At 32.2% G+C, this 11,822-nt stretch carries 14 protein-coding genes; 6 read left to right on the top strand and 8 right to left on the bottom strand.

Annotated features, from left to right (window positions below; all coding sequences use genetic code 11):
• Positions 1-17 precede the first annotated feature (17 nt).
• The 8 genes from ABD963_RS06500 to holA all read right to left on the bottom strand — a co-directional run bounded on the left by ABD963_RS06500 (position 18) and on the right by holA (position 7,622).
• Positions 18-1,091: an AMP-binding protein gene (locus tag ABD963_RS06500; RefSeq protein WP_345276145.1), complete on the bottom strand. Its 1,074-nt coding sequence runs from the start codon at positions 1,089-1,091 to the stop codon at positions 18-20.
• Between the two features lie 8 nt (positions 1,092-1,099).
• A complete protein-coding gene (locus ABD963_RS06495) occupies positions 1,100-2,035 on the bottom strand; it encodes a CPBP family intramembrane glutamic endopeptidase (RefSeq protein ID WP_345276144.1) in 936 nt (311 codons plus the stop codon).
• Position 2,036: 1 nt separating this feature from the next.
• Positions 2,037-3,074, bottom strand: a complete 1,038-nt coding sequence (locus ABD963_RS06490) for an o-succinylbenzoate synthase (protein ID WP_345276143.1) — start codon at positions 3,072-3,074, stop codon at positions 2,037-2,039.
• Positions 3,075-3,752, bottom strand: coding sequence for a metal-dependent hydrolase (locus ABD963_RS06485; protein ID WP_345276142.1), 678 nt, complete (start codon positions 3,750-3,752; stop codon positions 3,075-3,077). It lies immediately after the preceding gene.
• Positions 3,753-3,765: 13 nt separating this feature from the next.
• On the bottom strand, positions 3,766-4,668 hold the full coding sequence (gene menA / locus ABD963_RS06480; protein WP_345276141.1) for a 1,4-dihydroxy-2-naphthoate octaprenyltransferase: 903 nt from the start codon (positions 4,666-4,668) through the stop codon (positions 3,766-3,768).
• Positions 4,668-5,507, bottom strand: a complete 840-nt coding sequence (locus ABD963_RS06475; protein WP_345276140.1) for a 1,4-dihydroxy-2-naphthoyl-CoA synthase — start codon at positions 5,505-5,507, stop codon at positions 4,668-4,670. Before ABD963_RS06475 ends, menA begins: the two co-directional genes overlap by 1 nt.
• Before the next feature lie 435 nt (positions 5,508-5,942).
• Entirely contained in the window at positions 5,943-6,608 is a 666-nt protein-coding gene (gene ung / locus ABD963_RS06470) for a uracil-DNA glycosylase (protein ID WP_345276139.1), read from the bottom strand.
• Between the two features lie 9 nt (positions 6,609-6,617).
• Positions 6,618-7,622 (bottom strand): DNA polymerase III subunit delta, encoded by a 1,005-nt coding sequence (gene holA / locus ABD963_RS06465; protein WP_345276138.1) that lies wholly within the window; start codon positions 7,620-7,622, stop codon positions 6,618-6,620.
• 26 nt (positions 7,623-7,648) lie between these two features.
• On the opposite strand from holA, the gene ABD963_RS06460 reads away from it, so the two are divergent.
• The 6 genes from ABD963_RS06460 (at position 7,649) to ABD963_RS06440 (ending at position 11,714) form a co-directional block, all read left to right on the top strand.
• Positions 7,649-8,095, top strand: a complete 447-nt coding sequence (locus ABD963_RS06460) for a type I restriction enzyme HsdR N-terminal domain-containing protein (protein ID WP_345276137.1) — start codon at positions 7,649-7,651, stop codon at positions 8,093-8,095.
• Positions 8,092-9,081: a glycosyltransferase family 2 protein gene (locus ABD963_RS06455; protein ID WP_345276136.1), complete on the top strand. Its 990-nt coding sequence runs from the start codon at positions 8,092-8,094 to the stop codon at positions 9,079-9,081. The genes ABD963_RS06460 and ABD963_RS06455 overlap by 4 nt, the downstream gene beginning before the upstream one ends.
• A 93-nt stretch (positions 9,082-9,174) precedes the next feature.
• A complete protein-coding gene (locus tag ABD963_RS06450) occupies positions 9,175-10,011 on the top strand; it encodes an OmpA family protein (protein WP_345276135.1) in 837 nt (278 codons plus the stop codon).
• Between the two features lie 260 nt (positions 10,012-10,271).
• A complete protein-coding gene (locus tag ABD963_RS15350) occupies positions 10,272-10,817 on the top strand; it encodes a sulfatase-like hydrolase/transferase (protein ID WP_425562793.1) in 546 nt (181 codons plus the stop codon).
• The gene (locus tag ABD963_RS06445; protein WP_345276134.1) at positions 10,709-11,020 is read left to right on the top strand and encodes an alkaline phosphatase family protein; all 312 of its coding nucleotides are present in this window, start codon (positions 10,709-10,711) and stop codon (positions 11,018-11,020) included. Before ABD963_RS15350 ends, ABD963_RS06445 begins: the two co-directional genes overlap by 109 nt.
• Entirely contained in the window at positions 10,998-11,714 is a 717-nt protein-coding gene (locus tag ABD963_RS06440) for a sulfatase-like hydrolase/transferase (RefSeq protein ID WP_345276133.1), read from the top strand. The genes ABD963_RS06445 and ABD963_RS06440 overlap by 23 nt, the downstream gene beginning before the upstream one ends.
• Positions 11,715-11,822: the final 108 nt, after the last annotated feature.

Here is an 11,822-nt window from a genome sequence, read left to right as displayed (position 1 = left end):
TATGTATTTGATTAAAATTAAGTGTGCAAATTTAATTCTTTTAAAGTATTTGCACGTTGTATTTTACCAGATTTTGTTTCTTGAAATTTTGAAACATAAAAAACTTCCCTGGGTTTTTCAAAATTGTTTAAGCTTTCAAAAATTTTAGTATCAATATCTGTTTTACCCTCAACAATAAGAATGACTTTTTCGCCTAAAGTATCATCAAATATTGAGGTTATAAAAAACCGGTTGACTATTTTGTTTTGAAGCTTTTGCTCTATTTGTTCTGGAAATAATTTGATGCCTCCTGAATTAATAACATTATCATAACGACCTAACCATTCAAAAGATGTTACAGAGTGTAGTTTAACCAAATCGTTGGTAACAATTTTTTTATTTGAAAGAAAAGGTGCTTCAATGATTAAACAACTTCTATCATCCAAAGAAATGGTAATATGTGGTAAGGTTTTAAAATATGTTTTAGTTTGAGTTGCATCAAAATTATTTAATTTTTTAACAGCTATGTGCGACACGGTTTCTGTCATACCAAAAGTCTCATAAATATTACAATTAATATTTTGTATAGATTCTATAATGCTTTCGGAAACTCTACCACCACCCACGATAATGGTTTTAAAACGCTTTAAGTTTTTCGAAAAGTTTTTTAATTGCATGGGCGTAAGCGCACAAAAATGATAACTCTTTTTGGAATTTATTATTACCATAGCTTTAGGCTCTACCATATCTAATTCCAGACCTAAAACAATAGCTCTTATCAACATCATTTTTCCTGCGATAAAATTTGATGGCAAACAGTGGAGTGCTTTGTTTCCGGGTTTTAGTTTAAAAAAATCACCAGTAGCTATAGCAGAATTTACCATAGCTTCCTTTTTGATTTTAATTTTTTTTGGTTTTCCTGTAGAACCAGAAGTTTTTACAATTATAAAATCCTTTTTATCAAGCCAATCCAATAAAAAATTGCCTAATTCTTGCTGAAAAGGTAAACCTTCCTTCACGTAACTGTAAGCTACCTCCATAAGGTTTTCATGGTTGTAACCTATGCCATTTAACTTAAACTTTATGTGAACCTTAGTATAATCGGGTACCATTATTTTCCTTATTCTTCAATAATTTTATAATTTTCCTTAGGTGGCTCCACTACTTTACCAAACAATTTTTCTTTCCAATCGCTCCATTTATAAACTTTAGAAAATAGGATAAGTATAATGGGGTAAAAAACCAAAACCGGAACTATTATTTCCATAACTGAAGTGTTTGCTTCCTCCGCAGTATATCTAAAGAGGGCATCGGTTTGTAATGCAGACCAATCACTAGTAATTAAAAGTGCTGCCAATAAATTGTTTCCAAAATGAAATCCTAGGGCAAGTTCTAAACCATCATCCATTAAGGTCATAATACCCAATAACAAACCTGTTCCAATGTAAAAAACCATGGTAATAAAACCCATTTCTGCGACTTCAGGATTGGCACTGTGGGCTATTCCAAATAACACGGATGTGAAAATTAATGGAAACCATTTATTCTTTACAAAAACACCTATATGTTGCATTAAATAACCTCTAAAAAGATATTCTTCTAAACCAATTTGAAAGGGAAATAAAATGATGCTTATAACAAAAAGAATAGCAAACTTAATAGGATTGAATTGAAATTCTATTTGACTAGGATCTGAATAATAAGCTATTGTAAATGAAACAATAGTGATAGCTACTATAATGGTAAAAGAAAATAATATACGTTTAAAATCAACCTTTTTTCTGGTAGTAGTTAACGACAAAATACTTCTTTGGTGAAGATATTTAACCAAAATAAATAACAATCCCAATAAAAATACAAAGGGTAAAAGGTTCACTATTAATGATAGATTTCCTGGAATGGATTTCATCATTTCATAAGCAGCATCCATATCTTCCTTTGAAGTAAACAAATAAATGATGAAGTTTAAAATGAAAATCCCTGAAATTAAAAATGCTGTTAGTAAAAACATCCATAATTCCCGTTTTCCCTTATATGCTTGTTGTATGTAATCCATCTTATAAACTAAATTTAAACGGCTTTAGGTTATTATATTGCAATGTACCATTTTTTACTAGTAATGAACTTTCAAAATTATTCGTAAAAAGACTCCCCGTACCCAAACCTTGTGGTAATTTGTTATTTTTAGTGTATGTATATTGCGCAATGGCATTTAACCCTATATTACTTTCTAAAGCACTGGTAATCCACCAACCTATGTTTTTTTCTTTCGCCACTTGAATCCACTCATCACAACCATTAAAACCGCCAACTAAACTGGGTTTTAAAATAATGTATTGTGGTTTTATGATTTGTAGCAATTCTTGTTTTTTTGTTACAGAAAATATACCTATCAATTCCTCATCCAACGCAATGGGTAATGGTGTTTTTTCACAAAGTAAAGCCATTTCTTGAATTTGACCTTGTTTGATAGGTTGTTCAATGGAATGTAAATCTAGCTCAGACAAGGATTTTAATTTTTCTAAAGCTTCATTAGTTGAAAAGGCACCATTGGCATCCACCCGTAACTCGATATCTTTAGAAGAGAACTCTTTTCTAATGGATTTTAAAAGATTGATTTCGGTTTGAAAATCTATCGCACCAATTTTCATTTTTATACAAGTGAATCCTTCCTCTATTTTTTCCTTTATTTGTTTTTTCATAAAGGTTTCACTCCCCATCCAAATCAAACCATTAATAGGAATTGTATCTTCTCCTTGAGTAAATTTCGATGGAAACAATTCAAATGGTGTTGTACTTTTTAATGACTTAAAAACAGTTTCTAAACCAAATTGAATACTTGGAAATTCACTTAACTCTGGTAATAACTTATCCAAACCTAATGAAATATTATCACAAACCCATTTAAGTTTTTGCTTATAATTCTCAGTATCATCTACTGAAAGCCCCCGAAAAAGACCACATTCTCCAACACCTTTTTTATTGTCTTGTTTTAAAGTAATAAACCAAGTTTCCTTAGTTTTTAAGATGCCGCGAGAAGTTCCACTGGGACTTTTAAAATTTAAAATATATGGTTTATAAGAGGCTTTTATCATTTACAATTCTAGAGAGCTTCCTATTTCTAAAAGTCTAAGTTTTTTTAATTCGGTATCAAATTTTGCTTTAGCTCTAACTTTATCTATTTTGATATAATCAAAAGTATCATAATGATACCCTAAAACATTATCGCATTTAAGAAAATCACTTGCTAGTAATGCATCATCAACCCCCATAGTAAAATTATCTCCTATGGGTAATACTACTAAATCTAAATCGTAAATTTTAGGGATTAGCTTCATATCGTTTGTTAAAGCAGTATCTCCAGCGATATAAATAGTCTTTTCTTTAGTACTAATTATAAAACCTCCTGGTTGACCACCATAACTCCCATCTGGAAATGATGAAGAATGAATGGCATTAACATATTTCACATTTCCAAAACTAAAACTCCATTGCCCGCCTTGATTCATGGGATGTCCTTTAATACCCAATTTTTCATAATAGGATACGATTTCAAAATTTGAAATAACTGTGGCACCTGTTCTTTTAGCTATGGCCTCAACATCTAATATATGATCTTGATGTGCATGTGTTACTAAAATGTAATCTGCTTTTAGTGTATTAATATCTATTTCTGACGCTTTGGGGTTGGCAGAAATGTATGGGTCTACAATTAAGTTAAAATCTTCAATTTGTATACCTAAACTTGAATGACCGTAAAATGTGATTTTCATATATCTTTATTTTTTATAGTAAGTGTCCAATTCCCATTAACACGGCTAATAAAAATGTGCTTAAGGCTAATTTTTTTAATTCTGGATCCAATAATTTTGGATCCTTATTCATATTTACCTTTTTTAAATGAATGAGCAATGGAATGTATGCTGAAGCAAAAATTAAATTATACGGCGAAGTGTAATATAAAATTCCAAACAAGCCAGATAATATGATAGCCATTAAGATAAGTAATTTATGATATATTTTAACTTTTTTTTCTCCCAATAAAACGGCTAAAGTAATTTTATTGGATTTTTCATCTGACAACCTATCACGCATATTGTTAAGATTCAATACCGCCACGCTTAAAAGACCTATTGTAAAAGCTGGTAAAAAAGTAACATGATCTATTTTTTTTGCATATAAGACATAACAGCCTATTACACTTACCAAACCAAAGAAGATAAAAACAAAAGTGTCTCCAAAGCCTTTATAACCATATGCATTTCTACCTATGGTATATTTCATAGCAGCTACAACAGACGCTATGCCTAGCAGGAAAAAAATTAAGGTTAAAAAAAAATACTTAGCACCAAAAGCGATTAATACGAGTAAACAGGATAAAACAATTGAAATCAAAACATTTATTTTTATACCATTGAATAATTCTTCTGGTAAAATTTCACCCGATTGAATAGCACGTTCTGGTCCTATTCTATCAACATTATCGGTTCCTTTGATACCATCACCATAATCATTTGCTAAATTCGATAATATCTGAAAACTCAAGGTGGTTAAAATCGCTAAAACACATATTCTCCAATCAAAAAAACCATTGTAATATGCCAAACATGTAGCCAAAACAATACCAGAGATAGATAATGGTAGTGTTCTTAAACGCATAGCCTTAATCCATACTGAAAATTTCTCCATTATGGAATCCATTTTTTTTCAAAATTAGGTTTACGCTTTTCCAAAAAAGCGTTTCTGCCTTCTTTAGCCTCATCTGTCATATATGCTAAACGTGTTGCTTCACCGGCAAAAACTTGTTGACCAACCATACCATCATCCGTTAAATTCATGGCAAATTTTAACATTTTAATAGATGTTGGAGATTTTGCCAATATTTCTTGGGCCCATTCATATGCTGTATGTTCAAGTTCTTCATGAGGTATAACAGCATTAACCATTCCCATATCATAAGCTTCTTGTGCAGAATAATTTCTTCCTAAAAAAAAGATTTCACGGGCTTTTTTTTGTCCAACCATTTTAGCTAAATAAGCAGAACCATAGCCTCCATCAAAACTGGTAACATCGGCATCTGTTTGTTTAAAAATAGCATGTTCTTTACTGGCTAAAGTCAAATCACATACCACATGTAAACTGTGGCCTCCACCAACAGCCCAACCGGGAACTACTGCAATAACTGCCTTAGGCATGAAACGAATGAGACGTTGAACTTCTAATATATTTAAGCGATGGTAGCCATCTTCTCCAACATAGCCTTGATGCCCTCTAGCTTTTTGATCACCACCACTACAAAATGAATACACGCCATCTTTACTGGATGGCCCTTCGGCGGATAGCAAAACAACACCAATATTTACGTCCTCATTGGCATCATAAAAAGCATCGTACAATTCACTAGTAGTTTTAGGTCTAAAGGCATTTCTAACATCAGGTCTGTTAAAAGCTATTCTAGCAACACCATGGCTTTTTTTGTAAGTTATATCTTGGTATTCTTTAGCAGTAATCCAATTAGGCTCCTTCATTTTCAATATTTTGTTCAAAAATAAATTTTATTTTATTAAAAATCTCACAGTAGTTAAAAAATGTTTCTTTAAATATTCATTCAAACACTAACTAATCAATATCCGAATAAAATTAAAGAAGCCTAATGTATGTATGAAATAAGGTATATCGTTTTATTTTTATAAAATAGGTAGAAGTACGTATTGTTTTACAAAATCTAACCTTGTAAATTTGTAAAGGATCTATTTGAAATCAATAAAAATTTAATATATTTGCTTTTAATCGGTAAAAAATGTATTTTATCGAATAATTATAAATGAAGTTTATGATTGTAACCTTTACTTTATCTATCGCTGTATTGTTGATATTAAATTTACTTTTGTTAAAATTCATTTGTTGTAAAGAAACCAAATTAGATAAAGTTCAAAAAAAAACAGTATCTATAAAACGTGAAATCACCATTCCACAGGAGTCTGAGCCTCTTTCACCAACAGGAAGTTAGATTTGCTAAAATGCTTATTTCCGAACCAATAACCTCGATTAGCACTCAATGGCGAGGGATGTCCGGATGTTAAAATATGGTGTTTATTACTATCTATCAATTTTTGTTTATGCTTTGCATATCCCCCCCAAAGTAAGAAAACTACACCTTGCATTTTTTTACTTATAATTTTAATAACGGCATCTGTAAAAATTTCCCAACCTTTATTTTGATGACTACCCGCTTGATGAGCCTTGACCGTTAAAGTGGCATTCAGCAACAAAACCCCTTGATCTGCCCAACGCATTAAATTTCCACTCTTGGGATATGGAATTCCTAAATCTGATTCCAATTCTTTAAAAATATTAATTAAAGAAGGTGGATGGGGAACACTATCATTAACAGAAAAACATAAACCATTAGCTTGCCCCTCTCCATGATATGGATCTTGTCCGATGATAACAACTTTAACATCATCAAAATGGCAATGGTTAAAAGCATTAAAAATTTGGTTTCCAGGTGGAAAACATCTGTTTGTTTTATATTCACATTTTACAAAAGATGCCAATTCCTTGAAATAGGGTTTGTTAAATTCGGCTTCTAAATAAGGTTTCCAGCTTTGATGAATATTTACATTCATTGAAAAAAATCAATTTAAAATTTTGACCATCAATTCCTTTAATAAATCGCCTTGCGGTACTGCATTGGCTCCAACTCCCTTACCTTTAACATCAAATTCACGTAAGGTGGAAACTACTGTACTGACTTTACGCATAGGATAATACTTGGCAGCAGTGATGTATTCGTTAACAAAATAAGGACTGATTTTTAATGCTGTGGCAACGCTGCGGGGAGATTTATCCTTTAAACCATGGAAATGCAATAACTGTGAAAAGAAATTGAACAATAAAGACACAGTAACAACCATAGGATTATCCTTAGGGTTATCAGAAAAATATTTTATGATTTTATAAGCTTTAATAGTGTCCCTCTCTCCTATAGCTTTTCGTAATTCAAAATTATTATAATCTTTACTAATACCTATATTTTCTTCAATTTGCTCTGGACTAATTTGTGTTCCTTGGGGTAAAATAATTTGAAGTTTTTCAAGTTCGTTGTTGATTTTACTTAAATCGGTTCCTAAAAACTCCACCAACATTTGAGAAGCTTTAGGCGAAATGGTATAGTTTTTTGCAGACAAAACTCTTCGTATCCAATCTGCTACTTGATTTTCGTAAAGTTTTTTACTTTCATAAACAACACCAACTTTATTAATAGCCTTGTAAAGCGCTTTACGCTTGTCAATTTTTTTGTATTTATAATTAATGACTAAAACCGTAGTGTTTTGAGGGTTTTCTGCATAGTGCAGTAGTTTTTCAATGGTACGCGATAAATCCTGTGCTTCTTTAACAATGACCACTTGGTATTCAGCCATCATAGGGTAACGCTTAGCATTACCCACAATATCTTCAATGGTTACATCGCGCCCATACAACACCATTTGGTTAAAGCCACGCTCTTCTTCATTTAAAACAGTAGTTTCTATAAAATCTGATATTTTATCAATATAATAAGGCTCTTCACCCATTAAAAAGTATATGGGTTTTAAATTCCCATTTTTAACATCTGTTACTAATTGTTTTACTTCGTCCATTAAAAAAAAATCACCAAATTTGTGTAGTGCAAAAACTAAACTTCCCTACATATTCGTTTCGATTCAAAAGTAGCGAAAATAAAATATCTATTTTTGATGAAATACGCAAAAAATTTGTGGTATTACAGCCTGAAGAATGGGTAAGGCAGCATTGTGTTCAGTTTTTAATTCAAGAAAAAGGTTATCCAAAATCATTTATTAATGTTGAAAAAGAACTTATTATCAATACCTTAAAAAAGCGTTACGATATTGTGGTTTTTAATCCAGACGGAAGCTTACACGTGATAGTGGAATGCAAAGCTCCAAATATTCCTATAAATCAAGAAGTTTTTAACCAAATTGCCCGTTACAATTTACAGTTAAACGCCACTTACCTGATGGTTACCAATGGATTAAACCATTATTATTGCCAAATGGATTTTGAGAATGAACGCTATCAGTTTTTAAAAGAGTTACCCGAGTATAAACTATGAAACTTGCCATTGTTATATTAAACTGGAATGGAAAGGAATTACTTCAAAAATTCTTACCATCTGTTATTGAAAATTCAAAAAAAGCTAGTGTTTATCTCGCTGATAACGCATCTACTGACGATTCTGTTTCATTTGTTAAAAATCATTTTCCTTCAGTAAAAATCATTCAAAATAAAACTAACGGAGGTTATGCTTCAGGTTATAATGATGCTTTAAAACATATTGAAGCAGATGTTTTTTGCTTATTAAACAATGATGTTGAAGTTTCAGAAAACTGGTTACAACCAATTATTAAAACTTTTTACGACAAAACAAATACAGCTATAATTCAACCTAAAATTCTGGATTACAAAAACAAATTTTACTTTGAATATGCTGGTGCAGCTGGTGGCTTTATTGATAAATACGGATATCCATATTGCAGAGGTAGGATTTTTAATACTATAGAAAAAGATGACGGACAATACGATGACCCGTCAGAAATATTTTGGGCATCAGGGGCATGTTTATTTATTAAAAGCCAAGTTTTTAAGGAATTAAATGGATTTGATGATTATTTTTTTGCCCACATGGAGGAAATTGATTTATGTTGGCGGGCAAAAAATTTAGAGTATTCCGTTACATATGTTGGAGACTCTGTGGTTTACCATCTTGGAGGAGGAACTTTAAGCCATTCAAATCCTAAAAAAACATATCTCAACTTTCGTAACAGTCTTTTTGCAATTACCAAAAACGCCAAAGGTAATTTGTTTCAAATTATTGTAATTCGTTTAATATTGGATGGTATTGCTGCCGTTAAATTCCTTTTTGAAATAAAACCGAAACATACCCTATCAATTTTAAAAGCGCATCTTAATTTTTATTATCATTTTAAGAGATTGCTAAATCAGCGTAAATCCACAAAAAATAAGATTAAATATTATCAAAAAACATCCATAGTGGTTAATTATTTCGTAAATAAAAATAGAACTTTTAAAAGTTTGTAAATAGTTAGCAAAAGTTTTGTTAAAATGATTAAACCTATTGAATTTTATATACTTTTGTGTAAATAATTTAGAAAACAAATCCCTTAAATAATTATGAGAAAAATTTTATTACTTGGTGCAACTGCCATGATTGTATTGAGTTCATGTGTATCAAAAAAACAATTTACAGATTTACAAGCAAAGCAAAAAGAAACCCAAGATTTGCTTAATTCTGCAACCGTTAAATTAAACTCTTGTTTAGAAGAAAAAGCAGCCTCAACTGCAAAAGTGACCCTTTTGGAAGGTCAGGTAGAAGACTTGAAAAAGTATAACGATAATTTACAAGTTTTATCTGCTAAAGGTGCCAGCAATGTTGAGAAAACACTGGAAAGTATTAAAGAAAAAGATCTTAAAATTTCTCGTTTGCAAGATGCTCTTACCAAAAAAGACAGTATCACCTTAGCATTAGTAACGAGTTTTAAACGTGAAGTTGGTATTAACGACCCAGACATTGAAGTTAATGTTGAAAAAGGTGTTGTTTTTATCTCTATCTCTGATAAATTATTATTCCAAAGTGGAAGCTACAACGTAACTTCAAAAGCCAAAGATGTTTTAGCCAAAGTGGCCAAAGTTGTTAAAGCAAAACCAGATTTTGAATGTATGGTAGAAGGACACACTGATAATGTGCCTTACAGGAAAGAACCATTGTTGGATAACTGGGATTTAAGTGTGAAACGTTCTACTTCTATCATTAGAGTTTTGGAAGAGTTAGGTGTGAATCCTGGAAGATTAATCGCCGCTGGACGTAGTTCTTATGTGCCTTTAGTGGATAACGATACTGCTGAAAACAGAGCGACTAACAGACGAACAAGAATTGTTGTATTACCAAAATTAGATCAGTTTTATGATTTGGTAGAAAAAGAAATGAAAAATTTGGAAGCCGGTAATTAATCCGTTTTTAAAAAATTATAAAGGAAAAGCTCAACTGAAAAGTTGGGCTTTTTTTGTGGTGATACCCTTTGGAGTAAGGCTTTAAGTTCATCATGAGGGCAATGGAAAGGGTATATCCTTTTATTCAGTCATTCCTGAGAAGGCAGGAATTCTTAATAAAATTGATTTAGTTAAAAAAAACAACTAACTTAGTTTGACTATCGATATGGTTCATTAAAACGTAACCCTATCGTAACATTACCTCGAAATTGTTAGAAATTATGATTAAATCAATTCCACTACTGCTAATTTTTAGTCTTTCAACTATCTCTTATCCACAGGAGAAACCAAACGTGCTATTTATAGTCATTGACGATTTGAATGACTGGGTCGGAGTATTGAATGGGCATCCTCAGACAAAAACGCCCAACATGGATGCACTGGCTAAAAGTGGTATGCTCTTTAGCAATGCACATTGCCAAGCTCCTATATGTGCTCCATCTAGGGCGTCTGTGATGAGTGGGCTCTATCCAACGAAAACGGGGAATTATTTACAGTTACAAGACATTGATATTAAAAAATCAAACACAGAGTCGAGTCAATCTATTTTTCTTCCCGATTATTTTGAAAAGTATGGTTATAAAACAATGGGGTTGGAAAAATTTATCATAACGGGGATGGAGCTCAAACCTTTGACGAATATGGTGGTGTGTTTGAAATGTTTGGACCGAAACCTCCGAAACGTTTCAAATACGATCCAGAATGGTTTGGGAAACCCAAAGGCACGCAAACAGATTGGGGTGCCTATCCTTCTGAAGACAGTTTGATGCCCGATTATAAGTCAGCTAAATGGGCTGTTGAGAAACTCAACGAAAACCATGAAAAGCCTTTTTTTCTTGCGGTTGGATTTGTAAGGCCGCATGTTCCCTGGTACGTCCCTCAAAAATGGTTTGACAAATTTCCCATAGAAGATATTCATACCCCACCTTATCTCCCTGATGATTTCGATGACATACCTACATATTGCTAAACAAGTAACGGATGTGCCACAGATGCCTACAACCGACTGGCTCATTGAAACGAATCAATGGAAAGATGTTGTTCAAGCCTATCTCGCTTGTATAAATTTTGTAGATGCGCAAGTTGGGAAAGTAATAGATGCGCTGAAGCAAAGTGACTATGCGAATAATACGATTGTCGTTTTGTGGTCAGATCATGGTTATCATTTAGGAGAAAAAAATCGGTTCGCCAAGCAGGCGCTTTGGGAGAGAGATACGAGGACCGTTTTAATCATCAAAGATTTGAGTGCTTTACCAGGCAGAGTGTCAAATAAACCAGTTCAACTACTGGATATTTATCCAACGCTAGTAGATCTCAGTGGATTGCCAGCAAATGAACGAAACGAAGGACATTCCTTGTTGCCTCTTTTAGAAAATGCTAATGCAACCGATTGGCCTTATGTTGCTATTTCATCATTTGGTAGAAACAACATCGCTATTACTGACGAAACATATAGACTCATTCAATATGAGGACAACTCCATTGAATTTTATGATATAAGTAAGGATCCGAATGAATGGAAAAATTTATCACAATCTGAAGGATATGAAATTGAAATAAACCGACTTAGGGGTTTCATTCCTAAGGAGCAATCTCATCTATCCAAATATTCAAGATTCAATCTAAACGATTACTGGAGAAAAATTTTTAACTCCAATAACTGAAACTAGAGGTAACAATAGATTAATAAACATAGGGCAATTCTGCAATCCGAAAGTTCATGGGATTCTGGAAACCCGCCAAGAATAATTTAAATTTAAAAATTGGTCTTG

This window comes from Litoribaculum gwangyangense (assembly GCF_039543505.1).
GTDB classification, from domain to species: Bacteria; Bacteroidota; Bacteroidia; order Flavobacteriales; family Flavobacteriaceae; genus Litoribaculum; species Litoribaculum gwangyangense.
The sequence above is the reverse complement of the archived record's forward strand: the minus strand, read 5'-3'. Positions and strand labels throughout refer to the sequence as shown.